Source organism: Streptomyces sp. NPDC085937, assembly GCF_044540535.1.
In the GTDB taxonomy this organism is placed as follows: domain Bacteria; phylum Actinomycetota; class Actinomycetes; order Streptomycetales; family Streptomycetaceae; genus Streptomyces.
Genome location: NZ_JBITSH010000005.1, coordinates 38,512 through 65,142, shown reverse-complemented (window position 1 = coordinate 65,142; position 26,631 = coordinate 38,512). Strand labels below are relative to the sequence as shown.

The 26,631-nt window shown below is 71.3% G+C and carries 31 protein-coding genes; 9 read left to right on the top strand and 22 right to left on the bottom strand.

The window, feature by feature from the left end; all coding sequences use genetic code 11:
- Positions 1–49 precede the first annotated feature (49 nt).
- Complete coding sequence (locus ACIF8S_RS12965; RefSeq protein ID WP_349799050.1) at positions 50–1,276, bottom strand: aminotransferase class V-fold PLP-dependent enzyme; 1,227 nt, start codon at positions 1,274–1,276, stop codon at positions 50–52.
- 225 nt (positions 1,277–1,501) lie between these two features.
- On the opposite strand from ACIF8S_RS12965, the gene ACIF8S_RS12960 reads away from it, so the two are divergent.
- Positions 1,502–2,197, top strand: a complete 696-nt coding sequence (locus ACIF8S_RS12960) for an FCD domain-containing protein (protein WP_024884088.1) — start codon at positions 1,502–1,504, stop codon at positions 2,195–2,197.
- Positions 2,198–2,211: 14 nt separating this feature from the next.
- On the opposite strand, the gene ACIF8S_RS12955 is transcribed toward ACIF8S_RS12960, so the two are convergent.
- Positions 2,212–4,356 (bottom strand): phosphotransferase, encoded by a 2,145-nt coding sequence (locus ACIF8S_RS12955; protein ID WP_399999103.1) that lies wholly within the window; start codon positions 4,354–4,356, stop codon positions 2,212–2,214.
- A gap of 241 nt (positions 4,357–4,597) precedes the next feature.
- Positions 4,598–5,473 (bottom strand): GntR family transcriptional regulator, encoded by an 876-nt coding sequence (locus tag ACIF8S_RS12950; protein ID WP_399999102.1) that lies wholly within the window; start codon positions 5,471–5,473, stop codon positions 4,598–4,600.
- A 171-nt stretch (positions 5,474–5,644) separates the two neighbouring features.
- On the opposite strand from ACIF8S_RS12950, the gene ACIF8S_RS12945 reads away from it, so the two are divergent.
- The gene (locus tag ACIF8S_RS12945; RefSeq protein ID WP_349799058.1) at positions 5,645–5,830 is read left to right on the top strand and encodes a hypothetical protein; all 186 of its coding nucleotides are present in this window, start codon (positions 5,645–5,647) and stop codon (positions 5,828–5,830) included.
- Here ACIF8S_RS12945 and ACIF8S_RS12940 read toward each other — a convergent pair.
- Positions 5,821–6,546: an HAD family hydrolase gene (locus tag ACIF8S_RS12940; RefSeq protein WP_399999099.1), complete on the bottom strand. Its 726-nt coding sequence runs from the start codon at positions 6,544–6,546 to the stop codon at positions 5,821–5,823. The two genes, ACIF8S_RS12945 and ACIF8S_RS12940, sit on opposite strands and share 10 nt — an antisense overlap.
- 29 nt (positions 6,547–6,575) lie before the next feature.
- The gene (locus ACIF8S_RS12935) at positions 6,576–7,460 is read right to left on the bottom strand and encodes a winged helix-turn-helix domain-containing protein (protein WP_231155696.1); all 885 of its coding nucleotides are present in this window, start codon (positions 7,458–7,460) and stop codon (positions 6,576–6,578) included.
- Between the two features lie 203 nt (positions 7,461–7,663).
- Between ACIF8S_RS12935 and ACIF8S_RS12930 the strand changes: the two genes are divergently transcribed.
- Positions 7,664–7,852, top strand: coding sequence for a hypothetical protein (locus tag ACIF8S_RS12930; protein ID WP_349799062.1), 189 nt, complete (start codon positions 7,664–7,666; stop codon positions 7,850–7,852).
- Between the two features lie 54 nt (positions 7,853–7,906).
- On the opposite strand, the gene ACIF8S_RS12925 is transcribed toward ACIF8S_RS12930, so the two are convergent.
- Positions 7,907–8,815 carry a FadR/GntR family transcriptional regulator gene (locus ACIF8S_RS12925; protein ID WP_399999097.1) on the bottom strand — a complete coding sequence of 303 codons (909 nt, stop codon included), beginning with the start codon at positions 8,813–8,815 and terminating at the stop codon, positions 7,907–7,909.
- Positions 8,816–8,997: 182 nt separating this feature from the next.
- On the opposite strand from ACIF8S_RS12925, the gene ACIF8S_RS12920 reads away from it, so the two are divergent.
- Positions 8,998–9,183, top strand: coding sequence for a hypothetical protein (locus tag ACIF8S_RS12920; RefSeq protein ID WP_024884080.1), 186 nt, complete (start codon positions 8,998–9,000; stop codon positions 9,181–9,183).
- Between the two features lie 195 nt (positions 9,184–9,378).
- Here the strand turns inward: ACIF8S_RS12920 and ACIF8S_RS12915 are convergent, their stop codons facing one another.
- Together ACIF8S_RS12915 and ACIF8S_RS12910 are read right to left on the bottom strand one after the other, a co-directional pair.
- Positions 9,379–10,635 carry a GNAT family N-acetyltransferase gene (locus ACIF8S_RS12915; protein ID WP_399999096.1) on the bottom strand — a complete coding sequence of 419 codons (1,257 nt, stop codon included), beginning with the start codon at positions 10,633–10,635 and terminating at the stop codon, positions 9,379–9,381.
- A gap of 60 nt (positions 10,636–10,695) precedes the next feature.
- Positions 10,696–11,331 (bottom strand): aerial mycelium formation protein, encoded by a 636-nt coding sequence (locus ACIF8S_RS12910; protein WP_399999095.1) that lies wholly within the window; start codon positions 11,329–11,331, stop codon positions 10,696–10,698.
- Positions 11,332–11,508: 177 nt separating this feature from the next.
- Between ACIF8S_RS12910 and dtd the strand changes: the two genes are divergently transcribed.
- On the top strand, positions 11,509–11,934 hold the full coding sequence (dtd, locus tag ACIF8S_RS12905) for a D-aminoacyl-tRNA deacylase (RefSeq protein ID WP_399999093.1): 426 nt from the start codon (positions 11,509–11,511) through the stop codon (positions 11,932–11,934).
- A gap of 19 nt (positions 11,935–11,953) precedes the next feature.
- On the opposite strand, the gene ACIF8S_RS12900 is transcribed toward dtd, so the two are convergent.
- From ACIF8S_RS12900 to ACIF8S_RS12875, 6 genes are all read right to left on the bottom strand, one after another.
- Positions 11,954–12,919 (bottom strand): YgfZ/GcvT domain-containing protein, encoded by a 966-nt coding sequence (locus ACIF8S_RS12900; protein WP_399999092.1) that lies wholly within the window; start codon positions 12,917–12,919, stop codon positions 11,954–11,956.
- A 9-nt stretch (positions 12,920–12,928) separates the two neighbouring features.
- The gene (locus ACIF8S_RS12895; RefSeq protein ID WP_349799075.1) at positions 12,929–13,366 is read right to left on the bottom strand and encodes a transcriptional repressor; all 438 of its coding nucleotides are present in this window, start codon (positions 13,364–13,366) and stop codon (positions 12,929–12,931) included.
- Between the two features lie 30 nt (positions 13,367–13,396).
- Complete coding sequence (locus ACIF8S_RS12890; protein ID WP_399999089.1) at positions 13,397–14,050, bottom strand: restriction endonuclease subunit S; 654 nt, start codon at positions 14,048–14,050, stop codon at positions 13,397–13,399.
- Positions 14,047–15,690 (bottom strand): N-6 DNA methylase, encoded by a 1,644-nt coding sequence (locus ACIF8S_RS12885; RefSeq protein ID WP_399999088.1) that lies wholly within the window; start codon positions 15,688–15,690, stop codon positions 14,047–14,049. Before ACIF8S_RS12885 ends, ACIF8S_RS12890 begins: the two co-directional genes overlap by 4 nt.
- A gap of 13 nt (positions 15,691–15,703) precedes the next feature.
- Positions 15,704–16,363: a hypothetical protein gene (locus ACIF8S_RS12880; RefSeq protein WP_399999086.1), complete on the bottom strand. Its 660-nt coding sequence runs from the start codon at positions 16,361–16,363 to the stop codon at positions 15,704–15,706.
- A gap of 316 nt (positions 16,364–16,679) precedes the next feature.
- Positions 16,680–17,255: an FABP family protein gene (locus tag ACIF8S_RS12875; protein WP_399999085.1), complete on the bottom strand. Its 576-nt coding sequence runs from the start codon at positions 17,253–17,255 to the stop codon at positions 16,680–16,682.
- A 233-nt stretch (positions 17,256–17,488) separates the two neighbouring features.
- Here ACIF8S_RS12875 and ACIF8S_RS12870 point away from each other — a divergent pair, with 233 nt between their 5' ends.
- Positions 17,489–17,851 carry a DsrE family protein gene (locus ACIF8S_RS12870; RefSeq protein WP_349799079.1) on the top strand — a complete coding sequence of 121 codons (363 nt, stop codon included), beginning with the start codon at positions 17,489–17,491 and terminating at the stop codon, positions 17,849–17,851.
- 5 nt (positions 17,852–17,856) lie between these two features.
- Here ACIF8S_RS12870 and ACIF8S_RS12865 read toward each other — a convergent pair whose 3' ends face one another.
- The 8 genes from ACIF8S_RS12865 to ACIF8S_RS12830 form a co-directional block, all read right to left on the bottom strand.
- The gene (locus ACIF8S_RS12865) at positions 17,857–18,120 is read right to left on the bottom strand and encodes a DUF3099 domain-containing protein (protein WP_024884071.1); all 264 of its coding nucleotides are present in this window, start codon (positions 18,118–18,120) and stop codon (positions 17,857–17,859) included.
- Between the two features lie 71 nt (positions 18,121–18,191).
- A complete protein-coding gene (locus ACIF8S_RS12860) occupies positions 18,192–18,479 on the bottom strand; it encodes a DUF1416 domain-containing protein (protein ID WP_004986406.1) in 288 nt (95 codons plus the stop codon).
- Positions 18,480–18,511: 32 nt separating this feature from the next.
- The gene (locus tag ACIF8S_RS12855) at positions 18,512–19,357 is read right to left on the bottom strand and encodes a sulfurtransferase (protein ID WP_399999083.1); all 846 of its coding nucleotides are present in this window, start codon (positions 19,355–19,357) and stop codon (positions 18,512–18,514) included.
- 122 nt (positions 19,358–19,479) lie between these two features.
- A complete protein-coding gene (locus tag ACIF8S_RS12850; protein ID WP_356788782.1) occupies positions 19,480–19,587 on the bottom strand; it encodes a putative leader peptide in 108 nt (35 codons plus the stop codon).
- A 180-nt stretch (positions 19,588–19,767) separates the two neighbouring features.
- Complete coding sequence (locus ACIF8S_RS12845; protein ID WP_349799085.1) at positions 19,768–20,508, bottom strand: DUF2993 domain-containing protein; 741 nt, start codon at positions 20,506–20,508, stop codon at positions 19,768–19,770.
- 292 nt (positions 20,509–20,800) lie between these two features.
- A complete protein-coding gene (locus ACIF8S_RS12840) occupies positions 20,801–22,003 on the bottom strand; it encodes a hypothetical protein (RefSeq protein WP_399999081.1) in 1,203 nt (400 codons plus the stop codon).
- A gap of 3 nt (positions 22,004–22,006) precedes the next feature.
- A complete protein-coding gene (locus tag ACIF8S_RS12835) occupies positions 22,007–22,261 on the bottom strand; it encodes a MoaD/ThiS family protein (protein WP_145826652.1) in 255 nt (84 codons plus the stop codon).
- A gap of 40 nt (positions 22,262–22,301) precedes the next feature.
- Positions 22,302–23,216, bottom strand: coding sequence for an alpha/beta hydrolase (locus ACIF8S_RS12830; protein ID WP_399999079.1), 915 nt, complete (start codon positions 23,214–23,216; stop codon positions 22,302–22,304).
- Between the two features lie 244 nt (positions 23,217–23,460).
- Between ACIF8S_RS12830 and ACIF8S_RS12825 the strand changes: the two genes are divergently transcribed.
- The 3 genes from ACIF8S_RS12825 to ACIF8S_RS12815 all read left to right on the top strand — a co-directional run bounded on the left by ACIF8S_RS12825 (position 23,461) and on the right by ACIF8S_RS12815 (position 26,535).
- Entirely contained in the window at positions 23,461–24,240 is a 780-nt protein-coding gene (locus ACIF8S_RS12825) for a response regulator transcription factor (protein WP_349799092.1), read from the top strand.
- A 106-nt stretch (positions 24,241–24,346) separates the two neighbouring features.
- A complete protein-coding gene (locus ACIF8S_RS12820; RefSeq protein WP_399999077.1) occupies positions 24,347–25,369 on the top strand; it encodes a LacI family DNA-binding transcriptional regulator in 1,023 nt (340 codons plus the stop codon).
- Between the two features lie 176 nt (positions 25,370–25,545).
- A complete protein-coding gene (locus tag ACIF8S_RS12815) occupies positions 25,546–26,535 on the top strand; it encodes a S1C family serine protease (RefSeq protein WP_399999075.1) in 990 nt (329 codons plus the stop codon).
- Positions 26,536–26,631 lie beyond the last annotated feature (96 nt).

The window sequence follows — 26,631 nt, the reverse complement described above, 5'->3', positions numbered from 1 at the left end:
GAGGGAAGGGGCGTGGGGAGGGGTACGGGGAGGGATGTGCGGGGCCCGGTCAGGTGCGCGCGGCGCGAGCCCACTCGCCGAGCACGGGAACGCACCGCTCGGCGAAGTACTCGTAGTCCTCGGCGGTGTTGTAGACGTGCGCGGACAGCCGCACGTAGCCCACGCCGTCGAAGGCGGTGAACGCGGCCTCGACGCCCAGCTCGGCGGCCACCCGGTCGCGCAGGGCGTCCGCGGCGACCCGGCTGTCGGCGAGACCGTCCGGCAGCCGCACCAGCCGCATGCCGGGCACCGGCATGCCGACGTCCACGAGGGCGTCCTCACCGGTCAGCTCGGCGACGGCGGCGCCCACGACGCGCTCCGCGTAACCCGCCATCCCGTCCATGTGGCGGCGGGCGGCGTCCCAGCCCCAGGTGCGGTCGACGAAGTCCAACGCGGCCTGCGCAGCCAGGTAGTTGGTCGCGTCGACCGTCCCCTGCTGGTCGAAGCGGTCCGGGTACGGGTCGGGCGCGCCCCAGGAGTCGATCAGCGGGTGCAGGCCGTCCCGCAGCGGGCCGCGGGCCACCAGTCCCGCGGTGCCGCGCGGGGCGCAGGCCCACTTGTGCAGGTTGCCCGCCCAGAAGTCGCAGGTCAGTCCGGAGAGGGGGGCGGCGAGCAGTCCGGGTGCGTGGGCGCCGTCGACCAGCAGCGGGACTCCGCGCCGTGCCGCCTCCGCGCCGATCAGCTCCACCGGCAGCCGGCGGGCGGTGGCCGAGGTGATCTGGTCGACGACCAGGAGGTCGGTGGCGTCGCCCACCTCGGCCATGACGGCCTCGTACGCCTGCTGTTCGTCCGCGCCCAGCGGTACGTGCGCGGTGCGCACCCGGCCACCCCAGCGGCGGGCGAGGCGTTCGGCGCCCATCGTCACGGCGCCGTAGCCGTGGTCGGTGACGACGATCTCGCCGCCGGCCCGGCGCTCCAGGGAGGCGTACACGACGCTCACCCCGGCGCTGGCGTTGGGCACCAGGGCGAGGTCGCCCGCGTCCACCCCGAGGAAGGCCGCGAGGCCGGTGCGGGCCGCCGCGAGCCGCCCCGGCAGCTCGGGGAACCACACCACAGGCGCCCGCTCCATCTCCGCCCGCAGCTCGTTCTGCCGCTCCTGCGCGACCAGCGGAACGGCGCCGAAGGAACCGTGGTTGAGATGGCGCAGGGCCGGATCCAGCGACCACGCGTCCGCCGCCGGCCGGCCGTCGGACAGCAGCAGGGGGCGCGGGGCGGTGCTGACGTCGGTCTCGCTCACATGACTCCCATCCGCGGGGGACATCAGACCCTCGGGGAACCCGAAGGCCAAGACGTATGATGACTCGGGATGTTGGCATGGTGTTTTCAGCCATGACAAGACCTGTGACCGCCCAGAAATCAGATGACTCAGAAATGTTTCACCGAAGACATCTGATCTCTCGGCCCGCTACAGTGCACTCGGGCGGGGGCGCGCCGAAAGCGGTCCGCCAAGGGGAGGCATCGGATGTCGGCAGTCGACAAGGCGTTCCACGGTCTGCGGCACATGATCGCCACGGGGCGGCTCGGCGCCGGGGAGCGGATACCGCCCGAAGCGGACCTCTGCGAGGAACTGGGCGTCTCCCGCGGCTCGTTGCGTGAGGCGGTGCGCATGCTCGCGGCGCTCGGCGTGATCGAGCCGCGTCACGGCTCCGGCACCTACGTCTCGCAACTGCGCCCCGAGGACCTCATCGGCAGCCTCTCCCTGACCCTGCAACTGCTGCCGCTGCCCGGACTGCTGGAGGTCTACGAGATCCGCCGGGTGCTGGAGGCGCACGTCGCGGCGAAGGCCGCCGCCCGCGCCACCCCCGAGACGGTCGAGAGGCTGTTCTCCCTCATCGAGGCGATGGAGGCCACGGAGGATCCCGCCGAGGCGTCCGACCTCGACCACCGCTTCCACGCGGAGATCGCCCGCGCGGGCGGCAACCCCACGCTGGCCTCCCTGCTCGCGGTGTTCCGCGCCCGCTCCCGCAAGTACCAGGTCTTCACCCTCCCCGAGGGCCCCGAACTGCGCCGCAGGAGCGACGCCGACCACCGCGTCCTGGCCACCGCGATCGCCGACCGCGACCCGGGCCAGGCCGCCGGCGCGGCGGAGGCGCACGTCGCCCAGACGGAACGCTGGCTGCGGGCGCTGATGCCGCCGGTGGAGGACGACGAGGTCTGACCGCCCGCCGGGCCTCAGATCAGGGCGCGCAGCAGGTACGGGTTCGCCGTGGCGCGGACCGGGAGGCCGAGGGCGCCGTTGGCCACCGCCAGGGTGACCGCGTACGAGGCCACCGCGCGGCGGACGTTGGGGGCGTCGAGGCTCGCTCCCGTGACGATCCGGTCGAGGTCGATGTACGCGGAGCGGACGTTCTCCAGCCGGCGGTAGACCGGCCAGTCCTTGCGCCAGTCACGCGTGTACGCGTACGGCAGCACGCGTTCCCAGCGGCGGAACATGCGGGCGCGGATCTCCGGGCGGGTCGGCGTGAGGTGCATGTGCCGGACCAGGTCGTACAGGGGGTCGCCGATCAGGGCCATCTCCCAGTCGATGATGGTCAGCCATCCCGAGCCGTCCCGGCGCACCAGGTTCCACGGGTTGAGGTCGCCGTGCAGCAGGGAGGGCTCCCGGTGGCTGACCTCCTGCCGGGACAGGATCTGGTTCAGCCGCACGGCGTCCGGGAGGCCCAGCTGCCGGGCGAGCTGCTGCGTCTCCCTGGGCAGCTCGCCGACCAGGCGGACCAGCTCGTCCTTGAGCCAGCGGTGGAATCCGGGTTCGCCCGCCGTCGGGTCGAGGTGCGTGTAGTCCACCCGGGTCAGCGCGCACAGCTGGTCCACCAGCCTGTCCGCCTCGTGGGGCAGCAGGCCGTTCACGGGGTGGTCCGGGGGGCCGTCCACGTCCTGCGGGCCCACGTAGGTGTGGATGGCGAAGGTGTCGTCCGGATAGGTCTCGCCCAGCGCCAGGGCCCGGGGCGCGTGCACGGCGACCCGGGCCTCCTCGATGCCGCGCAGCACGGCGTGCTCGCTGAGGAAGTGCGGCTCGCGCCGGGTGACGTCCGGCAGCCTGCGCCGTACGACGACGGGGTGGTCCACGCCCGGGACGCGCACCACGGTGTTGAGGTGGGCGGTGCCCTTGAACACCAGGCGGGCGGGGGCCGCGCCCTCCACGGACAGCGCGGCCAGCACGGCCGCCTCGCCGAAGTCCTCCGGCAACGGCAGGCGCGGGTCGGGCTTCCAGCCGAACGTCTGCCCGCCGTGCCCGCCGTGCCCTCCCCGGCGCGAGGTCAGCCAGCGGAACAGGGCGCGCTCGATCTCCCGGGGCCCGGGCACGTTCCGCAGGTGGAGCGGGCCCGCGGCCGCCTGAAGCGCCCGGTTCACCTCCGCCGTCGCCTCGTCCAGGGTCTTCTGGGAGAACGCCTGCTCCAGGGACTGCGCGGCCCGCATCACGTCCGGGAACACCGACTGCGCGCGCTCGAAGTCGAGGTAGTGCTGCAGGTCCTTCGCCAGCCCGTTCACCGCGGCGGGCCGGATCCCGCGCATGGCGCCCTCCCAGGCGGCGATCACCTCCGGCCACTGGTGCTCCGGGTACCGCATGCGCACCAGATGGGTCGCCAGGTCGTGGAGGGGGTCGCCGTAGGTCGCCAGCTCCCAGTCGACGCAGATCAGCGGGAGCGAGCCGCCGTAGGAGACGATCACGTTGTCCCGGTGCAGGTCGGCGTGGAGCAGGCTGAACGGCCGCCGGGCCATGACGGGCGTCCGCCCGGCGAGCCGGACCAGGGCGTCCTCCGGGATGCCCAGCGCCGCGAACAGCCCACCGAACACGGTCCAATTGGGCCGGCGGATCTGCCGGTCCGCCAGGTCCGCGAGCGTGCGCAGGAACCCCTGGCTGTCGGTGTCGTTGCGGGGCCAGCAGGCCGGCAGGGGCGGCAGACTGCTGCGCCGCACCTGGGCCATCTGGGCGAGCAGCCAGGTGAGCGCCTTGATGATCAGGGTGTCGAGTGGTTTGTCGTTGCCGCAGACGCTGGAGAGGGGCACGCCCTCCACATAGCTGTGGACGGCGAACCCCGGCCCCTTGGCCAAGCACTGCGGCACGTGCGGCAGGACGCCCTTGACCGCCCCGAGGATCTCGTCCTCGTTCTCCCAGGTCCTGATCACCACCGGCAGCGCCTCGGCCCGGCGGACGCGTACCGTCACCGACGTCCCGGGCTCCCGGCCCAGCAGGCGCGCCTCCGTCTCACGCAGCTCCAGCACGAAGTTCTGGTTGTGGTGGCCGCTGCTGATCGCCCCGCACCGGGTGGCGTGCTCCACGAAACCCCGGAGCCGGTCGTCCGGAGTGGTGGGCACCCCGAGGACCGGTCGGGGAAGGGGTGGTGCGCCCACTGGCCGCTCCGTGAGGTACGAGGGAGTCCACAACTGACGGTAGGCATGCGGCCTCCGCTTCCGCATGCCGGAAAGGCATGCGCCGGACAGGGTGTCACCCATGTGCCCGAATCGCGGAAGCCCGTCCCAGTGGCGGATGTGCTCCCTGGTACGAACGGGGGGAGAGCGATGCTCGATCGGTGGCCGGAATGCTACAGCACGGCGGTCACTCCGAGAGGAGGTTCCAGACCGAGTCGAACCACTGCTGCATGCTGTCCACGAACACGGCTCCCGGAGCGGCGGAATCCCCCGGATCCTTCACGTGATGGGTGAGCGTGGCGCCCAGTCCCAGCACGTCCAGCGCGGTCACCACCTCGCCGCGCTCCAGCTCCAGCGGCCGCTCGATGATCTCGTACATGCCGTGCAGCACCTCGACCGCGTTGAACAGGTACAGCTTGAACGTCGGGGTGAGCGGGGTGTGCCGGATCCGTACGTCGACGGACGGGACCAGCTGCTCGGTCTGCAGGTCCCTGAGCGCCCCCACCAGGGAGGTGGTGTGCGACTCGGTGATGGTCCGCAGCCGCTCCCGCAGCCGGGGGTCGTCCCGGTCGTCCTTGACCCTCGGATACGGCAGCGGCAGCGACGGGTCCGGCAGGAGCATACGGAGAGTGATGCGCTGGGGCGAGATGAAGCCACCGCGGATGCGCTCCGACTGGAGCCGGATGTGCGCGTCCAGCGATTCCGAGGTCAGCGTGTAGACGTCGAGCGTGACCTCGGGCTGTTCGAAGGCCTCGCTGATGAAGGGGGCCAGCGTCACCGGGCCGTGCAGCCGGGTCGCCTTGGGCGCCGAGGACTGGATGCGCTGCGTCTTGACCACCCGCGAGCCGCTGCCCCGACGGGACTCGATCCAGCCCTCGCTCACCAGGTCCCGCAGCGCCCGCTGCACCGTGTCACGGGAGACGCCCAGCTCCACGGCGAGGGCCCGCTGCGCCGGCAGGAACGAGCCGAGGGCATAGACGTGGCCTATCCGCGCGCGCAGCTCGTCGGCGACCCGCTGGGCCTCCCGCCCGCCGCCGCCTGCCTCGCCCTGCCGTCCCGCCACGCCCGGAACGTACCGCCTTCGGTCCACCGGCAAACCAACCGTCCACAACTCCCTTGTCTCACATGACCGTTGGTTAAGGGATCAACCGGTCCGGGCAGACACCCTTCAGGCCAACCAGTCCAATTGGACGGAGAGTTGAGCGCTGACGGAAAGTGGAAGGGAGATGGTCGGATGATGGCCCGGCTCGAACTGCTGGCGGCGCTCGGCGAGCTGTCGCTGAGTCTGCTGACCGAGGACCGCCTGGGCCTGGCCGGCCTGGTCCTGCTGTTCCTCGTCGGTGTGGGCGTGCGCGCCCGCCGTGAAGGGCTCGCCGTCGGGGCGGCCGTACTGCTCACCGTGCTGATGATTCAGGCCTGACGCGGCTCCCGCACCGCCTTCAGCACCGGCTCCAGTGAGTCGACGACCGTCCTGGCCCCCGCGTCCTGCAGCAGCTTGCCCTTGCGCTCGTTGCGGGCGTAGCCGAGGAACGGGACACCGGCCGCCCGGGCGGCCTGGAAGTCGGAGGGTGTGTCGCCGATCATCAGGGCGGTCGACGGGGCGGCGCCCATCGCGTTGAGGGCGCGGTTGATGCAGTGCGGATGCGGCTTGAGGTACCGCAGTTCCTGGGTCCGGCCGTAGATGTGGGGGGCGAAGCAGGACAGCAGGCCGCGCGTGCCGAGGTACTCACGCGCCACCTGCGGGGAGTTGTTGGTGGCGACGGCCAGCCGGGCGCCCACCGCTGTCCAGGTGCGGACCAGCGGATCGGCGTACGGCGTGGGCATCGCGGAGACGGTGGCCTTCAGCTCCTCCTTGGTGAGCCGCTCCTCGAGCTCCTCGACCAGGTCGCTGCCGGGGTGCCGGCCGTCCACGGCACGCAGGACGGCGTGCGGGTCGAGGGACTCACGTTCGGCCTCGTTGAGCAGGCCGTGCAGCCCCTGCCCCTCCAGCCACTCCACCAGGTCCCGCGCCACGCGTTCCGCGGAATGGCCCGCGAACAGGCGGCAGACGGGGCCGTCGAAGTCCCACAGCACGACCCGGGCCCCTTCGATCAGGTCCCGCAGGCCGTCCGGCTCCGTCCCGGTCTCGGCTGTCACCGCTTCAGTCTGCTGCGTCTCAGAAGTCACTAGGAGAGTGTCAGGTCCGTCGTGATGGTTTCCCAGAGGGCGTCGAACCACTTCTGGGATTCCTCCACGAACGCCTGGTCCCGCCGGCCGGCCCGCTTGGCGAAGGAGAAGAGGAGGGAGGCGGAGCCCAGGGCGTCGTACATCTCCAGGGTCTGGCTCTCCCACTCCTCCTCGCGCCGGGTCAGCATGTAGTAGCCGATCAGCGCCTCCTCGCCGTTGAGCAGGTACAGCTTCACCGGCGGGGTGAAGGGCAGCGCGCGGAACGACACCCGCACGTCGATGCCGTGCGTGGCGCGCAGCGCCTGAAGGTTGTGCTGGAGCACGCGGGCCTGGGAGTTGCGCTGGGCCAGCCAGCGTTCGTGCACCGGGTCCTCGTCGCCCGCGTCACGGCCGTCGACCGGCACCGGGAAGGCGAGGTTGATCCGGCGGGACGGCAGCATGATGCGGACGTCGATCGCCTCGGGGCGGATGCGGCCCTCGTGGATCTGCCTGACCGGCTCGCCGACCGCCAGCATGAAGCTCTCGGCGGTCAGGCACACCGCGTCGACCCGCACCCGGGCCGTGGAGAAGGCGTCCGTCAGCCGGGGCGCGAGGCCCACCATGGTCGGCTGCGGCTCCTCCCGCGCGGGGGCCGGGGCGGCGATCCGTGGCGGGCTTCCCTTGCTGACGTTGCTCAGCAGGCCGTCGTCCTGCAGGGCTCGCAGGGCCTGGCGGACGGTGCCGCGCTCCACGCCGAACTCCTCGGCCAGTTCGGCCTGCGTGGGCAGGCGGTCGCCGGCCTTGAGCTCACCCCCGCGGATGCGTTCCCGCAGGATGTCGGCGATCTCCTGGGCCGAAAGCCTGCTGCTGCCGTTCACTGACACGTTCTCCTGGGCCACGACCAAACGCTACAACTTTGATCCATCTAGGGGGAGTTGTTTGGAAGTTGTTTTGGAGTAGGAACCAAGTGGGGACAACATAGTTGGAGTTGGTTGCCAACTCGGTGAAGTTGGCGGAGGTTTCGGTTCCGCTCGTCTCACCGCCCAGGGCCGCCACACCGCCACCGCACCTCCGCCCCGTCCCACCGTTGGCCCGAAGGGGGAACACCATGCCCGTCATCGCCCTGATCTGCGCCGTGGTCGTCGTCACCGTCGAGCAGCTCGCGCAGTGGAGGTACGGCGCCGCCGGCCTCCTCGGGCTGCTGCTGGTCACCGTCGGCATCCACGCCAGGCGGCCCGGCGTCAGCTCGGCCGGAGCGGTGCTGCTCGCGCTGCTCGTGGCCCGCCCCGCCCTGTGACCGGACCATCCGGCACCGTGCCCTGCCGGCCCGCCCCGAACCCCGTGGGAGACGTCAGTCCGTGAGCTCCAGCTCCGAACTGATCGTCTCCCACAGTGCGTTGAACCACAGGTGGGACTGCTCCACGAAGCTCGTGTCCCGCAGGCCGGTCCCCTGCTCGAAGGCGAACAGCATCGACCGTATGCCCTGCGCGTCGTACGTCTCCAGGCTCTCCTGGCCGATCTGCGCCTCGCTGCGGGTCACCGTGTAGTAGGCGAACAGCGCCTCCTCGCCGTTGAGCAGGTACAGCTTCACGGGCGGCGTGAAGGGCAGCGCGCGGAAGGACACCCGCACGTCGATGCCGTGGGTGGCGCGCAGGCCCAGCAGGTTGTGGCGGAGCACCTGCCCCTGGGCGTTGCGCTGGGCCAGCCAGCGCTCGTGCACCGGGTCGTCGTTCCCGCGGCGGCCCGCGACCGGGACCGGGAAGGCGAGGTCGATGCTCCGGCTGGGCAGCAGGACGCGGACGTCGACCTTGGCCGGTTTCAGTCGCCCCGCGTGGATCTGCCGCAGCGGTTCACCGATGGCGAGCGTGAGGGAGACGGCGGTCAGGCAGACGGCGTCTATCTCCACGTGGTCCGCCTCGAAGGCGGCGGCGATCCGGGGCGCGAGGGCCACCGTGGTGGGCAGCGGAGGCGCGGCGGGGCCGGTCGGAGGGCGCTCGGACCGGTCGGCGACGGTCGCCGGCGCCCCTTTGGAGACGTTGGTCAGCAGCTGTTCGGACTGCAGGATGCGCAACGCGCCGCGCACGGCCTGGCGTTCGACACCGAACTCGGCGGCCAACTGGGCCTGCGTGGGCATGCGCTGGCCCGGCCGCAGCACTCCGGACCGGATCCGGGCGCGCAGCTCGTCGGCCACCTCACGATGCGTCCTCTGGGGCCGCTGAGGCTTCTTCCGTCCATTGACGGAGGCGTGTTCCGTCTCCACGGCCGCACACTACAACTTCTCGCCATCTTCGGGCAGTTCAACGAAGGGTGGTTATAGGACTCTTCCAAGCGGAGATAACTAAGAACAAGTTGGTCACCAACTCGCCCAACCTGGTCAACCCAAACAGGGGTTGGCTCACCAGGAGGGCGGTGGGGGAGGCCACCGGAGACAGGGGGACCGTCATGCCGCTCATCGCCATCGTCATCGCCGCCCTGGCCATCGGGTTCGAGCAACTCGTCCAGTGGAAGTACGGCCCGATGGGGATCATCGCCTTCGTCGCCCTCACCGTGGGCATCAAGGCGCGGAGCACCATGATCAGCGGCATCGGCGCCGTCATCCTCGTGATGCTGTTCGCCCAGTCCGGCTGACGGCACTCCGCACAGGCCGCCGGCCGGGCTCCCTTCCGGAGGGGAGCCGGGAGCCCGTCGACGGCAGGCACCACCCGCACCACCACAACCACAACCACAACTGAACAGCACGCTACGGATGCAGATCACCCGTCGTCGGCGGAAGGAGCAGGCAGCAGGGGCGCGCGCGTGGCCGCGCCCTGGGCGTGACAGCGCTCAGAACACGTCCGGACACCACGGTCGTCCGGACGTACGCAGCAGGGCGTCGGCCGTACGGGCGGCGCCCGCTCGTTCTTCCCGGACCCGGCCCAGCGCCGCGAGCCGCACCGCCGACTCGTCCCCGAGGTACAGCGCCCCCAGGTCGGACACGTCCAGGGCGATGTCGGCGCTCTCCCTGGTCGGCGCGCAGGTCCCGGTGCCGTCCGCCGACACCTCCAGCCGGTAGCGTCCGCCGGCCAGTCCGCCGGCGTCGGCCACCTCCAGCACCAGCGACCCGGCCCCCTCGTACGTCCGCGCCTCCAGCGCCCGTACGACGTCGAGGACGCGCACCCACAGGAAGTCGGCGTGTGTGGTCACGGCGGCGGCGCGCGGGTCGGGCAGGAGCAGCGGGAGCAGGTCGTCGGGGGCCCGGTGACCGCTCCTGACCCGGACCACCCAGTCGACCGAGCACAGGTAGTGCCACAGCGCCCGCTCGGCGGCCGGGGTCACCCCGGTCAGCCACTTCACCCGCGCCGTGTTCAACGGCTGCTTGCCGTCACCCCACTTGTCGTCCGTGGTGTACGCGGCCATGCCCTCGACCTCGCCGGCGGCCGAGCGGTACACCACGTAGAAGGGCTCGTGGAACGTCGCGTGGAAGCGCACGGCGCCGGTGGTGGTCCGCCACCACAGCTCGTCACGGCTCACCACGCCCGGCCGGACCCGGCGCAGCCGCTCATGCAGCTCGGGGCCGAGCTTGCGGACGTCCTCGGCGTCCACCAGGTCGACCCGGCCGCCGTCCTCCGGCCCGGCCCAGCGCGGGTCGAGACCGGTGCGCGGCACGTCGACCGTCCACTCGGTGGTCCAGGTGGCCGGGCCGAAGCCGTACCGCCCGTAGATCGGATACTCGGCGGCGATCAGCGTGGCGACGACGTCCCCGCGCTCCTTCGCGGCGGCGAGGTCCTCGGTCATCATCCGGGTCAGCAGCCCGCGCCGGCGGTGGGTCGGGGAAACGGTGACGTTGGTGACCGCGTCGGCCTGCACGACCGCCCCGCCGACCACGGTCAGCTCCTGCGCGAAGGAACGGAACGTCGCGACGCACCGCCCCGCGTCGAAGGCGCCCACCGAGCGGCCGGGCGTGAACTGCGCCCGGCGCGCGTCGACGATCTCGTCGGTCATGGTCGGCTCCCGCAGGAAGCCGATGTTCATGGCCCGGTTCCAGTCGGGGAACTCGGACTCGGTGATGGGACGTACGTCCATGGCGGCACGGGAGGTCATGGACGTCACGTTAGGTCGGCCCCCCGGCGGATGTCGACGCGGTTTCCCCCCGGCCCCGCCTCACACCAGCAGGTCGTCGACCTGCGCCTCCCCCTCCCGGTACCGGCGGGTGATCTCCGCGCCGCACGCGTCGGCCGTGCGCTGCAGCCGCTGCCGCCGCCGCGACACCTGCTGCTCGTACCCCACCAGCCGGCCCATGGCGGTGTGCAGCTCGCCGTCCGTGCGCGCCACCAGGTCGGAGAGCTCCACCTCGGCGAGCATCTCGGCGGCCAGCCGCCGGTACTCCTCGCTCTGCGGTGTCCCCAGCGTCAGGTGGCGGGCCGAGGACCGCTGCCGGGCCGGGGTGTCCCGGAGGATCTCCGGCAGCCGGTCGACGACGGAGCTCTCCCCCGGCGCGAAGGCAGCGGGCGCCCCCTGCGGCAGGTCCCGCCGCGCCAGCTCCGCACGCAGGATGTCGATCCGCCCCTGGAGGAGCCGGCGTACGTAGCTGAGGTCGGCCTCGTCGCGCTGCGCGTCCCGCCGCGTCGCGCGCAGATCGTCCAGGCTCAGCCCGGTCAGTTCGTCCTCCGCCCGCTCCTCCGGCAGCACGGGGCTGTCCGTACGTTGCGTGGGCGGCCGGCGGAACTCCCGTTCCCCGGCGCCCCCGTGGGTCAACGCGACAGCCGCAGACGACTGCCCGATCCCCGGTGTGCTCATGTGCCTCAACCGTCCCCTCGACCGGCATGTGCCAGCATCGTGCCACCCCGAGCGGCCGCAATGTGAGCGAGTGGCCCCGATCCGCCCCAGATGGGCGCTAAGGAGTAAAAATAGCCCGACCGGGGTGTTCCGTGGGCCGCCGTCGGCCACCTGTTCGCGGACCGGCATCATGGGCGTATGCGTGCGGTGGTGCAGAGGGTCGACGGCGCGAGCGTCGTGGTGGACGGCGAGACGGTGGGGGCGATCGAGGGCGAGGGCCTGTGCGTCCTGGTCGGCGTCACCCACGAGGACACCAGGGAGAAGGCGGCGCAGCTCGCCCGCAAGCTCTGGTCGATCCGGATGCTGCAGGACGAGAAGTCCTGCAGCGACGTCGGCGCCCCGCTCCTGGTGATCAGCCAGTTCACCCTCTACGGCGACGCCCGCAAGGGCCGCCGCCCCACCTGGAACGCGGCGGCCCCCGGCGACCTCGCCGAGCCGCTGGTCGACGAGGTCGTGGCCCAGCTCCGCGCGCTGGGCGCGACGGTGGCGACGGGCCGCTTCGGCGCACAAATGCGGGTGTCGCTCACCAACGACGGCCCGTTCACCGTGCTGCTGGAGATGTGAGCCCCGCGGGCCGTACGGCTCAGGGCTCGACGACGGTCTCCTGGGCGGCGGCCGTGTCACCGGCGAGCAGCGGGGCGTCCACCGGGACGTTCCGCTTCACCAGTGCCAGGGCGACCGGGCCCAGCTCGTGGTGGCGGGCGGACGTGGTGATGAACCCGATCTTCCGCCCGTCCTCCCCGTCGACCGCGAGCCGCAGCTCGGTGCCCGGCACGGGCAGGTGCACCTCGCTGCCGTCCAGGTGGAGGAAGACCAGCCGGCGCGGCGGCTTGCCCAGGTTCTGCACCCGGGCGACCGTCTCCTGGCCCCGGTAGCAGCCCTTCTGCAGGTGCACTGCGCTGCCGATCCAGCCCAGCTCGTGCGGGATGGTGCGGTGGTCGGTCTCGAAACCGAGGCGCGGCCGGTGGTGCTCGACGCGCAGCGCCTCGTGGGCGAGGAGCCCGGCGGCGGGGCCCGCCTTGTCCGCGTACGCCTCCAGGTCGCCGCGCGGCAGGAACAGGTCCCTGCCGTACGGCGTCTCGCGCACCGCGACGCCCTCCGGCACCTCGGTGATGGACCCGGCCGGCAGGTGGACCACCGCGATGTCGGCGGTGCGGTCGGCGACCTCGACCCGGTAGAAGAACTTCATCGACTCCAGGTACGCGATCAGCGCCTCCTGGGTGCCGGGCTCGACGTGCGCCCAGACCGTCTCGCCGTCGTCGACCAGGTAGAGCGCGTGCTCGATGTGGCCGTTGGCGGAGAGGACCAGCGCCTCGGTCGCGCGGTGCGGCGGCAGGTCCTGGACGTGCTGGGTGAGCAGCAGGTGCAGCCAGGTGAGCCGCTCCGGTCCGGAGACGGTGACGACCCCGCGGTGGGACAGGTCGACGAAGCCGGTGCCGTCGGCGAGGGCGCGCTGCTCACGGAACAGGTCGCCGTAGTGTGCGGCCACGCCTTCGTCCACGCCCTCGGCGGGGACGGCGCCGGGCAGGGTCAGCAGGGGGCTTTTCATACGCCTAGCCTACGACTCGGCAGCTGAAGCCTTGAGGGAACAGTCCTCGCACCGGCCGAAGATCGCGAAGTGCTTCATGTCGGTGTCGAAGCCGAAGGTGTCCCGCAGCTTGGCCGTGAACTCGGCGGCCACCTCCACGTCCGCCTCGATGACGTTGGTGCAGTCGCGGCAGACCAGATGCAGATGGTGGTGCCGGTCGGCGAGGTGGTAGGTCGGGGCGCCGTGACCGAGGTGGGCGTGGCTGACCAGGCCCAGCTCCTCCAGCAGCTCCAGCGTGCGGTAGACGGTGGAGATGTTGACCCCCGACGCCGTCTTCCTCACTTCCACGAGGATGTCGTCGGGGGTCGCGTGCTCAAGGGTGTCGACGGCTTCGAGCACGAGCTGGCGCTGGGGCGTCAGCCGGTACCCGCGCTGCCTGAGGTCGCTCTTCCAGTCGGTGCTCACCACAGCGTCCAGTCTAGGGCGGTGCGGGGCGGATCATTCCCTTGCTGACAGGGAACCGCTTGTCAGAGCGTCGGCGAGCACGCTGCGGTAGGCGCGGGTCGCGCGGGCGAGTTCGGTGTGCGCCTGGATCTTGTCGTCAAGGGCGGCGAGCGTGGCACCGATGGCCTTCTGTTCGGCGGCAGGAGGTAGGAGGACCGGCAGCTCGCCCAGCGTGCGGATACTCAGCGACGGGATGACCGCGCCGGCCGCCCGTGCCCTGATCCAGTCCAATGCTCCCGTAGCACTCAGATACGCAACCAGATACGCGGCCCCGGTCCTCCTCTCCTCGACCAGCCTGAGTCGCACCAGGTTGGGGTGGCACAGCCAACCCGCGTGCTCCTGGGTGACCAGTGCGCAGCGCCCCATGGTTCCGGTCCTGGTGAGGAGGATGTCCCCTTCGGCCAGTTCATGCTTCGCCAGTGCCCGCGCCCGCGCCCAAGGGATCGTGGGCACGGCCGCGACGTCATCGGTGACGATCCGCTGACCGCGTAGGTCTCGCGGCAATACGACGGGGGCACCGCGGTCCGCGGGCTTTCGACCCTTGTCCTCGGCCCGTTGGCCCGGTCCGGCCTGGATGGACTCGCACAGGTCCCTGAGCAGGTGTCGCGTCCAGCCGACCGGTGGTGTGGGTTCGTCAAGTGCCGTCACAGTCCGTATCTCCTGAGCCACTGGGTTGCGTCGGCGTCGGCCACCGCCGCCCGGGTGTGCAGGCTTTCGATCTCTTCGGCCAGCCTCGCCAGCCGGTCTCGAGTCTCGATGGGGTCGGGCGCGGCTGCCCGGCCCCCGCCGGATGTCCGCACATACCGGGCGGGGTCCAGACTGTGTCCCTGGTCCGCGATGTGCGACACCTGTACGGCTCGGCTCAAACCGGGGGTGTCCACGGAGGGATGTCCGGCCTTACGTGCTGAGCACCAGGACGTGTACTCGCCCACCAGTAGGGTGATGTCGTCATCGGTCAGGGACCACTGGGTACGACCGACCTGGCGTCCTAGGTGCTCACCCGAGACGAACAGCACCTCAGGGCTGGCCGTTTTCGTGGTCCCGGGCGCGCGCAGGAACCAGATGTGCGTCTTGACCGCAGTTAGGGTGAAAAGCCCGGGGGGCAACGCGATCACGCATTCCACCACCCGGGCTTCGACCAGCCCGGCCCGTACGGTCTCGGCGACACCGGCGTTGAAAGACGCCCCGGCGGGCATCAGTACGGCGGCCCGCCCGCCCGGAGCGAGCCGCGAGACGACGTACTGTAGCCAGTCGAACTCGGACCGGCGGGCCGGACCGTAAATCCAGTGTGGGGGTGGCTCCGCGTTCTCCAAGCGGCGGCCGAAGGGTGGATTGGTCAACAACACGTCGAAGGCGCCTACAGGGTCGGCGTCGAGGGCGAGCGCCGGGGCGAACGCTCCCTCGTCCAGGCGCACTGCGCGGCCATGGTGCACCCGCAGATTCGCTTCCGCCACCTGCCGTTCCAGCGCATCGGGCACTCGGCCGCCGACGTGGGGCGGTGGGTCGGCACCCTGCGCAATGACGGCGTCCAGGTAGGCGACGAGTAGTTCTCCGGTGCGACCGTACGGATCGTGCACGCTCCGCGCCCCGGGATGTACGGCCGCCAGTGCTCCGGCCATGACCCGGCTCACGGATGGCGGGGTGAAGAATGCACCGCCCTCGCGCGCGTGAGCGGCTCGCCATAGCACCAGCACATGGTCGAACGCCGCTTGGCTCTCTTGCTCGGAGCCCCTGGGGGTACGACCGAGGGTGTCGACGAGTTCATTGAGCAGGTCACCAGGAACCAGCTCCTGCGACAGGTCGTGCTCACGCACCGCCTGGCGAAAGTGGTCCACGGCCCTGACAAGGCCGCCGTCGGGTTCCACGACCTGGTCCAGGACGAGCCACAGCAGCCACCAGAGATAGCGGTCTCTCGTCATTGGCCCCCGAAGCCGGTCCGCCTCCGGTCCCGCGAGCCGCTCGACCGTGCGCAGGAGACCGCCGGGGGTACCGCCGGAAAGTCCCGCGCGGAACCGATCGCCGTAGGTCGTGCCCGCCGGTTCGCCCGGACGTCGGGCGTTGGCGGGAACGGCCCGGGCGGAGAGCCAGTCGGCCACGTCTCGGGCAAGGAACCTCTCAATCTCGGCGTCGGCTGTCACAGGCCGGGGGAAGTCCGGGTGCCGCCGCTCCCAGTTGGTCACGGCTGGGCGCTTCACCCCGGCGAGGCGGGCGATCTCGGGCCGGGAGACAAGGACACTGGCGAACTCCGTCTCGTCATTCGCCTCGGTTGGTACCAAGAAGTCGGTCACCCCTTCATCCCCATCAGAACTGCGGTGGTCTGACACCGCTCAGGACATCCGCCCGGTCCGCGATCACCGTCGGGAAGCGGTCCATGGCCCGTGCCTCCTTGGTCAACTCCAGGCTGAGGTAGCCGAGCACCCGGTAAATGGTGTCATGGTCGGCGGCGAGGTGCCGGTGATGAACCGGCTCGTGATGCATCACCCGGTTACGCAGCAGGACCAAAGAAGTCAGGTCGCGATAAAGACCGTCGCGACGTCCTCGGTAGTACGGAAACGCCGAGTGCAGTACGGGCACCCAGAAGTCTCGGTCGTAGCCTGCGCTGAGCAGCGACACCCAGAAGCCGAAGGTCAGCTCCGCCACCATGTCGTCCGGCGTCGTGCGCCGCCGGCGGCGGCCACAGCAGCGGCGTGCGTCGTCCACAAGCTTGCGCCCTCGGTCGTTCAAGGGCGCAACCGTCCACCAGTCCGGCCTGCCGTGGTGTTGCACCAGCGCGCCGTGCAGAGCGTTGCGCAGAGCTAATTCCAGACAGTGCAGTGACCCGAGCAGAGCGGCCGACACCTCGATGTTCCACCAGTACAGCCGCGTTGCGGTGCGGGCGTCGCCGTGTGCAGCCCGAATGTAACGCCGCAGGCGCGGCTGGGACAGGTCACGCAGCATCCATGCCGGCAGGCGAGTGCTCACAGTTCCCCCTACACGCATCCATGGATGCGCTGTGCTAACGTGGCCTACGAATGTTCTGGGTCCGCCTCTGCCTCGCAAGCCGCCCAGGGCACAGCCTCCGGAGCCCCGGTCGCAGACACATTGCGACCGGGGCTCCGCGTATGCATGCCGCCTCGGCACCGCTCCACGAAGACATCATCAAGGTAGCCGCTGCACTCGAATCCGGCAAGCGCATTGCTATGCAGGCTTTTTTGTTAAGGGTCCCCGCGTTAACAGGCAGAACGCCCCCCGGCCGCAGTGGCACAGGGGGCGTACGCACCAGGCTCTTTCCAGGTGCCTACTTGAAGAACGCGATGCCGTCGTCCGGCATGTCGTCGGGCAGGGCCTTGGCCCAGCGCTCGACCTCCTCCGGGGTGACGACCTTCTTCAGGTGCGCCGACATGTAGGGGCGCAGCTCGACCTCGGGGGTCTGCTTCTCGCCGACCCACATCAGGTCGCTCTTCACGTATCCGTACAGCCGCTTGCCGCCGGAGTAGGGGCCGGAGGCGGCCGTGCGCGCCACGGCGTCGGTCACCAGGTCGATCTGCGGCTTCTTGTCGGCCATCTCGCCGTACCAGACCTCGACGACGCCGTCGTCGCGGACCATGGTCACCTCGACCTTGCGGTCGGCGTCGATCCGCCAGAAGCCGTGCTCCGACTCCAGCGGGCGGACCTTGTTGCCGTCGCCGTCCAGCACCCAGCTGTGCGAGGAGTACTCCAGGAAGTCCCTGCCGTCGTGGGTGAAGGTGACCTCCTGGCCGAAGTTGCACTTCTCGGCGCCGGGGAAGTCGTGCACGCCGGCGCCCGCCCAGTTGCCGAGCAGGAACGAGAGCGGGACGAGGTCCTTGTGCAGGTCGGACGGAATCTCGATCATGAGCGGAACTTCCTGGCGTCGGTGATCAGCGCTGGCCCTGGTACAGCTTCTTCACGGTCAGCCCGGCGAAGGCGAGAACGCCGACGGCGACGAGGACCAGCAGAATTTCGAAGAAGATGATCACGGGGTGCTCCTTGAGCGGGGTGCGAGGGTATGCACAGGGCCGGCACCCAGCTTACGCGGCCGGGTACGGCGCCCGTCGTGCGAGGTGGGCCGCTGACTACCATGCGGTCATGGCGAAGAAGCTCGTGATCAAGGTGACCGCCGGGGCCGACGCCCCCGAGCGCTGCTCGCAGGCCTTCACGGTGGCCGCGGTGGCGGCGGCCAGCGGCGTCGAGGTGTCCCTGTGGCTCACCGGGGAGTCCGCGTGGTTCGCGCTCCCCGGCCGGGCCGCCGAGTTCGACCTGCCGCACTCCGCTCCGCTGCCCGACCTGCTGGACTCCGTCCTCGCGACCGGCCGGGTCACGCTGTGCACGCAGTGCGCGGCCCGCCGGGACATCACGGAGAAGGACGTCGTCGAGGGGGTGCGGATCGCGGGCGCGCAGGTGTTCGTGCAGGAGGCCATGACGGACGGCACCCAGGCACTGGTGTACTGACGGGCCTACCGGGGCCCCTTCTTCTTCCCGTCCAGCTCGTCCCACCACTCGTCGGACTGCGGGTCGCCCGAGGGGTCGTCCCACCAGCGGTCCTCGGGGCCCCGCCGGTTGGCGACCATCGCGGCGACCGGCGGGATCACCATGGCCACCACGCACATCGCCACCGCGGCCGGCACCGACCAGAGCCGCACGACGCCCCAGGCCAGGACGAACAGCCCGATGCAGCCGCCCATCATGGCGAAGTAGACGTGCCGCCTGCGCGCGTACATGTCTCCAGCGTAGGTCCGGGCAGGCCGAAGGGCCGCGCCCCCGAGGACGCGGCCCTTCGTACGAACCCTGCTCAGACCGCGATCGCGACCTCGGCCAGGCCGCCCTGCTGGGCGACGACCGTGCGGTCGGCGGTGCCGCCGGGCACCAGGGCGCGGACGGTCCAGGTGCCCTCCGCCGCGTAGAAGCGGAACTGCCCGGTCGCGGAGGTCGGGACCTCCGCGGTGAACTCGCCGGTCGAGTCCAGCAGACGGACGTAGCCCGTCACCGGCTCGCCGTCGCGGGTCACCTGCCCCTGGATGGTGGTCTCACCGGGCTTGATCGTCGAGGCGTCCGGGCCGCCGGCCTTCGCACCGCACATGTCTTACTCCTGAGAGGTCGGTCGGAGAGGGATTACTTGCCGGGGCCCAGCTCGATCGGCACGCCCACGAGGGAGCCGTACTCGGTCCAGGAGCCGTCGTAGTTCTTGACGTTCTCCACGCCGAGCAGCTCGTGCAGCACGAACCAGGTCAGCGCGGAACGCTCACCGATGCGGCAGTAGGCGATGGTGTCCTTCGCCAGGTCCACGTCCTCGGCGGCGTAGAGCTCCTTGAGCTCCTCCTCCGACTTGAAGGTGCCGTCGTCGTTGGCGTTCTTCGACCACGGGATGTTGGCGGCCGTCGGGACGTGACCCGGGCGCTGCGACTGCTCCTGCGGCAGGTGGGCCGGGGCGAGCAGCTTGCCGGAGAACTCGTCGGGCGACCGCACGTCGACCAGGTTCTGGGTGCCGATGGCGGCCACGACGTCGTCGCGGAAGGCGCGGATGGAGGTGTTCTGCGGCTTGGCCTTGTAGTCGGTCTTCGGGCGCTCGGGCACCTCGTCACCGGGGACCAGCTCGCGGGCGTCGAGCTCCCACTTCTTGCGGCCGCCGTCGAGGAGCTTGACGTTCTCGTGGCCGTACAGCTTGAAGTACCAGTACGCGTACGAGGCGAACCAGTTGTTGTTGCCGCCGTACAGGACGACCGTGTGGTCGTTGGAGATGCCCTTGTCGGACAGGAGCTTCTCGAAGCCCTCCTGGTCGACGAAGTCACGGCGGACCGGGTCCTGCAGGTCCGTGGTCCAGTCGATCCGGACGGCGTTCTTGATGTGGTTCTTCTCGTAGGCGGACGTGTCCTCGTCCACCTCGACGATCACGATGCTCGGGTCGTCCAGGTGCTCCTGGACCCAATCGGCGTCGACCAGGACGTCACTGCGAGCCATGCTGTTCTCCTCCGGGGCAGTTGCGGGGGGCGTGCAGGTATACGGGTGCGCACACGCCCGGGCCGGGCCGGCGCACGGATCCCCTCGGCGGGGCGGGAATGCGGACGGAAAGACGCGCCCGCTCAGAAAGTGCGACAGAGCATGGCGGCGACACGGCACAGGTCCACTGCCCGCCGCTTCGTGAGATCCGCCTGTCCCCTCGACCGGAGGACGCTCGCCTGACACTGCATGGGGTCGATCGTAGGGACGGACAGGCGGCCCTGTCACCGCCGTGTCGCATCCTGAGACGAGATCGTCCGAACTTCGATACGACTACCCGGAAAACCGCCCACTTCCGCGGCCGCGCTCCCGCCCGCCCCGCCGTCCCATCTGCTCAGCGGACGCCACCGTCTCGCCCACCGGACACCGCTCTAGCCGACCAGCCGCACGTCGGTCCCCGTGACCGTGACGTCCACGCCGTCCGGCGCCGCCTGCACCTTCTCCAGCCGGATGCCGCCGGGCAGCCCGTCGATCTTCTGCTCGAAGTCCGTGATGCGGCGCACCCGCGACTCGGCGATCTCCACGCCGCCGAGCACCGGCAGCGCGTCCGCCCGCACGCGCACGGTGTTGCCGTCCACGACGGTCACCGAGCTGAGCACGGAGACCGGCTCGGGCAGCTTCTTGCCGAACACGCTGGTCTCCAGCGCGACCTTGATCTTCCCGTTCCCCCCGTCGGACAGCCCCACGACCTCGGCGGTGATGCCGGGCGCCACCTGGGTGGACTCGGACTTGGCGGTCTTGAGCAGCTCGTCGTACGCGAGCGTCGCGGTACCGGTGGCGCTGTCGGCGACGGCGGAGCTGAAGTCGCCGGTGAAGTCGACGCCCCTCATGTCGGCACGCAGGTCGGCGATACGGATGGTGCCCTTGCCGTCGCCGGTGCCGGCCTCGTAGTCATGGATGCCGACCCGCACCTCGTCGAAGGTGCCGTCGAGCACCTGGGTGAGGAAGGGGAAGCCCTTGATGTCGACGTCGGGCGTGGACGAGAGGTTCTCCGTGGCCCGGAGGCGGTCGGCGGCCTCGCCCTCGGCGAAGTACACGGCGACGCGGTCGACGGCGACGAAGACGGCGCCGAGTACCACGGCGATGATCAGCAGTATTCGCAGTGCGCGCATGCGGTGTCCCCCACCTGACGTAAGACGGCCCCCGACGACCGGGCGGCCGTCCCTACGCGAGAGTAGTGCGGTCCGTGGGACGGACGGGCGATTGTGGATCACCTGTGACAGGGGACGCGGCGCTGGTGCGGGCGCCGGTGTGGCGCCCTGGGGCGGAGGGCGCGTGCCTCCTGAGACGCACTCTCACGCCAGACCGAGGACGACCGCCCCCACCCCACCCCCGCACCACCCGCCCACCGTGGGCGCTACGCCCGCCCCCACCGCACAGAACCCTGCGCCGCAGGCGTCGGCCTCAGCCGAAGACGCGGCCCAGGATGTAGACGGCCGGGCCCGCCGCGGCCAGCGGAAGGGCGATGCCCGCCGTGAAGTGGACGAAGCGGGACGGATAGTCGTACGCCGCCACCCGGTGACCGATCAGCGCGCAGACCGCCGCACCGGCCCCCAACAGCGCCCCGTCCGTCTCCATCCCCCCGACCGCGAACCCGGCCCCGCCCGCCACCACCAGCGCGAGCACCACCGACGCCGCCGTCCCCACGGGCAGCGCCCGCGCGACGAGAGCCACCGCCACCGCGACCGCCCCCACGACCACCGCGTCCGCGTCGGCCGCGAGATACCCGCCCGCCGCGATCGCCAGCGCCGCCGCCACGACGGTCGCCATCAGCCCGTACATCCGCTCGTCCGGATCGGCGTGCGACCGCAGCTGCAGCACCAGCGACAGCAGCACCCACACCCCCAGCGTCCCCAGGATCGCCGCCGGCGACCGGTCGGACACCAGCATCGCCGCGTCCGCCGCCAGCGCCCCCAGGAACCCGAGCGCGATGCCCTGTCGCGCCGGCCACATCCCGTTGAGCCGGAACCACCCCGCCGCGGTCAGCCCCTGCAGCACCACCAGCGGCACGAGCAGCGCGTACGTGCCCAGCGCGGCACCGCCCGCGAGCAGCAGCCCCAGCACGGCCGTGAGCAGGGCGGGCTGCATCCCGGGGTCGATGATCGGCGACCGCCCCTCCGCCCTCGCCCGCTGCGCGTCGGTGATCCGGGAGTTCCCCGCGAGGGTGGCCGGCCCGTACTCGGGTCCGGCGCCTCCCGCGCTCTCCGGCGCGGACGCGCCAGGCGCACTCACCGGCGCCTGAGCCTGAACCGGAGCAGACGCCTGCGGATACCCCTGCACATGCCCCTGCGGAACCCCCGCGCCCACCCCCTGCGGAGGCAGGTACGACGTCTCCTCAGCCGCGGCCACCGGCGGCACCGGCGGCTGCATCTGCGTCTCCCACGTCTGCCCCTGCCACTGCTGCGTGTACTGCTGATCCGCGTACGGATCCTCGTACTGCTGCTGCCCGGGCCACGCCTGCGGCTGCGCATGAGGCTGCGACTGCGGCTGCTGATACGGCACCTGCGCCTGCGGCTCCCGGGAGCCCTGCCCCCAGGCCCCACCGCCCGGCCCGCCCGATCCGTCCGGCCCGTACGCCCCGTACAACCCATACGGCTGGTTCGTCATCCCTCACCCTCCTGCGAACGGCGGAAGCACCTCGACCGTGCCGCCGTCGGCCAGCCGTACCGTCTCGTGCGCGCGCTTACCCACGGGATCACCGTCGACGAGGAACGAGCACCTCAGCAGCACACGCGTGAGCTCGCCGGGATGCCGCCCGCGCACGGCGTCGAGCGCGTCCGCGAGCGTGGCCGCCTCGTACGGTTCCTCGGCCACCCCCGCCGCGGCCTTGGCGGCGGCCCAGTACCGCACCGTGACCTTTGCCATCTGCTGGTTCCTCAATCGGTTGACGGTGAACACGGTCAGGCTAGCCCGCCCGGCCGGCCGCCCAGTCCCCGATGCGCCTCAACAGCGGTTCGGGCGCCGCGTTCTCGGCGTGCCCCATGCCGTGCTCGACCCACAGTTCCCCGTGCTCCCCGGCGGCGTCCGCGAGCATCCGCGGATGGTCGAGCGGGAAGTACGCATCGCTGTCCCCGTGCACGACCAGCAGGGGTGTGGGCGCGATCCGCGGCACGGCCTCCACGGGCGACAGCGGTACGGGGTCCCACTGCCGGTGGTGGATGCGGGTGCGCAGCCCGTACCGGCCGACGAGCCGCCCGGAGGGCCGCGTCACGAGCCAGTGCAGCCGCCGCATGGGCGCCGTCCCCCGGTAGAACCACCGGGCCGGCGCGCTGACCGAGACGACGGCGTCCACCTCGGCGGCGCCCCCGCCGGCGCCGCCCACCGCCGCGTGCCGCAGCACCACCGAGCCGCCCATGGAGAACCCCACGGTGACCACGCGCGTGTGTCCCAGCTCCCGCGCCCACTCCACGGCCGCCGCGAGGTCGAGCACCTCACGGTCCCCCACGGTGGACCGCCCGCCCGAGGCCCCGTGCCCCCGGAAGGAGAACGTCAGGACGGCGCCGTACCCGGTGAGCACCCGCGCGACCCGCCGTACGTGCGGCCGGTCCACGTCCCCGGTGAACCCGTGCGCGACGACGAAGACCAGACCCCGGTCGGGGCCGGTCCCGGAGCCGTTCCCGGGCCTCTCCCCGCCCCGTTCGTATACGGCCGTTCCCGGGTTGTACACGACTCTTCCCGGTTCGTATACGGAATCGATCGCCACACCGTCCGCCGTGCGCAAGAACGTCCGTATTGGCCCGCCCTCTCGCGTTACATTCCGCGTCTCGGAATATGGACGAATGGTGGATCGCGCCACATGACCTGCCGGATCGGTACCCATGTCGGCTATTCTTCAGCGAAGAGGACTCGGGCAGCGAAGCCCCCGGGTCCTTTTGTGCTTTCGGAAGCGTTGTATACGAACGCGGGAAACCGCCGGTGTACGGCCCTCGAACGCACGCCAGCAGTGCCGTAAACGTCCTCGCAGGGACCGAGGAGGAACCAGACGTTATGGGCGAGCGAACCGTGCACGAACGCAGGCCGGCCGTGTTCCGGGCGGCCCCGATCCGAGCGGGTGAGGAGACGCGATGAGTTCACTGCTTCTCCTGACCAACGCACTCCAGCCGTCGACGGAGGTGCTCCCCGCCCTCGGTCTTCTCCTGCACAACGTCCGCGTGGCACCCGCGGAGGGCCCGGCCCTCGTCGACACCCCGGGCGCCGACGTCATCCTGATCGACGGCCGCCGCGACCTGCCGCAGGTCCGCAGCCTGTGCCAGCTGCTGCGCTCCACGGGACCCGGCTGCCCGCTGGTCCTGGTGGTGACCGAGGGCGGCCTGGCCGCCGTCACCGCGGACTGGGGCATCGACGACGTGCTGCTGGACACCGCGGGCCCCGCGGAGGTCGAGGCGCGGCTGCGTCTGGCCATGGGCCGCCAGCAGATCGTCAACGACGACTCCCCGATGGAGATCCGCAACGGCGACCTCTCCGTGGACGAGGCGACCTACTCCGCGAAGCTCAAGGGCCGGGTCCTGGACCTGACCTTCAAGGAGTTCGAGCTGCTCAAGTACCTCGCGCAGCACCCCGGCCGGGTGTTCACCCGCGCCCAGCTGCTCCAGGAGGTCTGGGGCTACGACTACTTCGGCGGCACCCGCACGGTCGACGTGCACGTACGCCGGCTGCGCGCCAAGCTCGGCCCGGAGCACGAGTCGCTGATCGGTACCGTACGGAACGTGGGTTATCGATTCGTTACGCCGGAGAAGGTGGAGCGGGCCGCCGAGGAGGCGAAGGCGAAGGACGCCCGGCAAAAGGCGGCGGAAGCGGACGAGACGGCCGCGCGGGAGACCGACGGGGTCCGGGCCAAGGCCTGAGGGCGCACGCATGAGCATCGCGCTCGCCCATACGAGCCGTTTTCCTCCTGTTCACAACCTCCGGCACGCCCTGCCCGGAGGGGATATATCCGCGTAGACTCCGCGCGTGGCCAAGGTAACCAGGGATGATGTGGCGCGACTGGCGGGGACGTCCACCGCCGTCGTCAGCTATGTCATCAACAACGGACCCCGGCCGGTCGCCCCGGCCACGCGCGAGCGGGTGCTCGCAGCGATCAAGGAGCTGGGGTACCGGCCCGACCGCGTCGCCCAGGCGATGGCGTCCCGGCGCACGGACCTCATAGGTCTGATCGTGCCGGACGCCCGCCAGCCGTTCTTCGGGGAGATGGCGCACGCGGTGGAACAGGCCGCGTCCGAGCGCGGGAAGATGGTGCTGGTCGGGAACTCCGACTACATCGGCGAGCGCGAGGTCCACTATCTGCGCGCCTTCCTCGGCATGCGGGTCTCGGGTCTGATCCTGGTCAGCCACGCGCTGAACGACCTGGCCGCGGCGGAGATCGACGCCTGGGACGCCCGGGTGGTGCTGCTGCACGAGCGGCCGGAGGCCATCGACGACGTCGCCGTCGTCACGGACGACCTCGGCGGCGCCCAGCTCGCCGTGCGGCATCTGCTGGAGCACGGCTACGAGTACGTCGCCTGTGTCGGCGGCACCGCGGAGACCCCCGCCGTGGGCGACCCGGTCTCCGACCACGTCGAGGGCTGGCGGCGCGCGATGGACGAGGCCGGCCTGCCCACCGAGGGACGGCTCTTCGAGGCCCCGTACAACCGCTACGACGCCTACCGCGTCGCCCTGGACATCCTGTCCGGGCCGCAGCGTCCGCCCGCGATCTTCTGCTCCACGGACGACCAGGCCATCGGTGTGCTGCGCGCCGCCCGGGAGCTGCGCATCGACGTGCCGGGGAAGCTGGCGGTCGCCGGGTTCGACGACATCAAGGAGGCGGCGCTCGCCGACCCGCCGCTGACCACGGTGGCCTCCGACCGTCCGGCGATGGCCCGCGCGGCGGTCGACCTGGTGCTGGACGACGGCCTGCGGGTGACGGGCTCACGCCGCGAACGCCTGAAGATCTTCCCGTCCCGCCTGGTCACCCGCCAGTCCTGCGGCTGCGCCTGACCCCGCCCCACCGGCCCGCACCCACATCCCGCGGCGGCTCCGCCCGCCCCGGCTCTCTCGAAGCCCACTGATCGCCGGCCGCCCGTGGTGGGCTTTATTTCGGGCATACGCACTTCTGTCGGGCTTCTCAGCGGGCACTCAGGATGCTCTCATCGTCGGGCGGGACGCTCGGGAACATGAGCGAGAACTCCCGCCCGAGCGGCGCCCCCGAGAACAACCCGTACCACGTGAACCCCGAGTGGCCGCCCCCGCCGGCCTACGCTCCCCCGGCCCCGCAGTCCGCGCACCGGCGCGCCCGGGGCCCGGCCAAGCTGCTCGTGGCCGTGGCGATCGTCGCGGCCGCCGTCGGCGGGACGACCGCCTACGGGGTGCAGGAGCTGACCGGCACCGGCGGCAGCAGCGTCGCCGCCGCGTCCGCCGCCGAGACCGACGTGGTGCCGGCCTCCCTGAAGGGCACGGTGGCCGGGGTCGCCAAGGCGGTGAGCCCCAGCATCGTGGAGATCAAGGCCGCCACGTCGTCCGGTGCCGCCACCGGGTCGGGCGTGATCATCACCGACGACGGCGAGATCGTCACCAACAACCACGTGGTGGCCGGGGCGGACAAGATCCAGGTGCGCACCCACGACGGCAAGACGTTCGGCGCGCGGGTCGTCGGCACCGACAGTCGCAAGGACCTGGCCCTGATCAAGCTGGAGAACGCCTCCGGTCTGAAGCCCGCCACCCTCGGCAACTCCGACGGCGTGCAGGTCGGCGACCAGGTCGTCGCCATCGGCTCCCCCGAGGGCCTGACCGGCACGGTGACCAGCGGCATCGTCTCCGCCCTCGACCGTGACGTCACGGTGCCTCGGGACGACAGCCAGGGGCAGCAGCAGTGGCAGCGCGGCGACGGCTGGCCGTTCGAGTTCGGCGGCCGGCAGTTCAACGGCGACACCGGCGGCTCCACGACGACGTACAAGGCGCTGCAGACCGACGCCTCGCTGAACCCCGGCAACTCCGGCGGCGCGCTGATCGACATGAACGGCAACATCATCGGCATCAATTCCGCGATGTTCGCCCCCAGCGGCGCCGAGTCCTCCGCCGCGGGCAGCGTGGGCCTGGGCTTCGCCATCCCGGTCAACACCGTCAAGGCGGACCTGCCGGACCTGCGGGCCGGTGCGACGAACTGACGCACCGGACGGGAAACGTGCGACGCTGAAGATCCGACGAACCGTCCCCTCCCCCGCCGCGCCGGCCGCGCGGCGCGCAGCCGAAGGACCCGCCAC

Coding starts and splice junctions, on each gene's coding strand:
- ACIF8S_RS12960 (WP_024884088.1), top strand. CDS start 1,502: ATGTCGGCAGTCGACAAGGCGTTCCACGGTCTGCGGCACATGATCGCC.
- ACIF8S_RS12945 (WP_349799058.1), top strand. CDS start 5,645: ATGATGGCCCGGCTCGAACTGCTGGCGGCGCTCGGCGAGCTGTCGCTG.
- ACIF8S_RS12930 (WP_349799062.1), top strand. CDS start 7,664: ATGCCCGTCATCGCCCTGATCTGCGCCGTGGTCGTCGTCACCGTCGAG.
- ACIF8S_RS12920 (WP_024884080.1), top strand. CDS start 8,998: ATGCCGCTCATCGCCATCGTCATCGCCGCCCTGGCCATCGGGTTCGAG.
- ACIF8S_RS12915 (WP_399999096.1), bottom strand. CDS start 10,635: ATGACCTCCCGTGCCGCCATGGACGTACGTCCCATCACCGAGTCCGAG.
- ACIF8S_RS12910 (WP_399999095.1), bottom strand. CDS start 11,331: ATGAGCACACCGGGGATCGGGCAGTCGTCTGCGGCTGTCGCGTTGACC.
- dtd (WP_399999093.1), top strand. CDS start 11,509: ATGCGTGCGGTGGTGCAGAGGGTCGACGGCGCGAGCGTCGTGGTGGAC.
- ACIF8S_RS12900 (WP_399999092.1), bottom strand. CDS start 12,919: ATGAAAAGCCCCCTGCTGACCCTGCCCGGCGCCGTCCCCGCCGAGGGC.
- ACIF8S_RS12875 (WP_399999085.1), bottom strand. CDS start 17,255: ATGATCGAGATTCCGTCCGACCTGCACAAGGACCTCGTCCCGCTCTCG.
- ACIF8S_RS12870 (WP_349799079.1), top strand. CDS start 17,489: ATGGCGAAGAAGCTCGTGATCAAGGTGACCGCCGGGGCCGACGCCCCC.
- ACIF8S_RS12865 (WP_024884071.1), bottom strand. CDS start 18,120: ATGTACGCGCGCAGGCGGCACGTCTACTTCGCCATGATGGGCGGCTGC.
- ACIF8S_RS12860 (WP_004986406.1), bottom strand. CDS start 18,479: ATGTGCGGTGCGAAGGCCGGCGGCCCGGACGCCTCGACGATCAAGCCC.
- ACIF8S_RS12855 (WP_399999083.1), bottom strand. CDS start 19,357: ATGGCTCGCAGTGACGTCCTGGTCGACGCCGATTGGGTCCAGGAGCAC.
- ACIF8S_RS12850 (WP_356788782.1), bottom strand. CDS start 19,587: ATGCAGTGTCAGGCGAGCGTCCTCCGGTCGAGGGGACAGGCGGATCTC.
- ACIF8S_RS12845 (WP_349799085.1), bottom strand. CDS start 20,508: ATGCGCGCACTGCGAATACTGCTGATCATCGCCGTGGTACTCGGCGCC.
- ACIF8S_RS12840 (WP_399999081.1), bottom strand. CDS start 22,003: ATGACGAACCAGCCGTATGGGTTGTACGGGGCGTACGGGCCGGACGGA.
- ACIF8S_RS12835 (WP_145826652.1), bottom strand. CDS start 22,261: ATGGCAAAGGTCACGGTGCGGTACTGGGCCGCCGCCAAGGCCGCGGCG.
- ACIF8S_RS12830 (WP_399999079.1), bottom strand. CDS start 23,216: ATGGGTACCGATCCGGCAGGTCATGTGGCGCGATCCACCATTCGTCCA.
- ACIF8S_RS12825 (WP_349799092.1), top strand. CDS start 23,461: ATGAGTTCACTGCTTCTCCTGACCAACGCACTCCAGCCGTCGACGGAG.
- ACIF8S_RS12815 (WP_399999075.1), top strand. CDS start 25,546: ATGAGCGAGAACTCCCGCCCGAGCGGCGCCCCCGAGAACAACCCGTAC.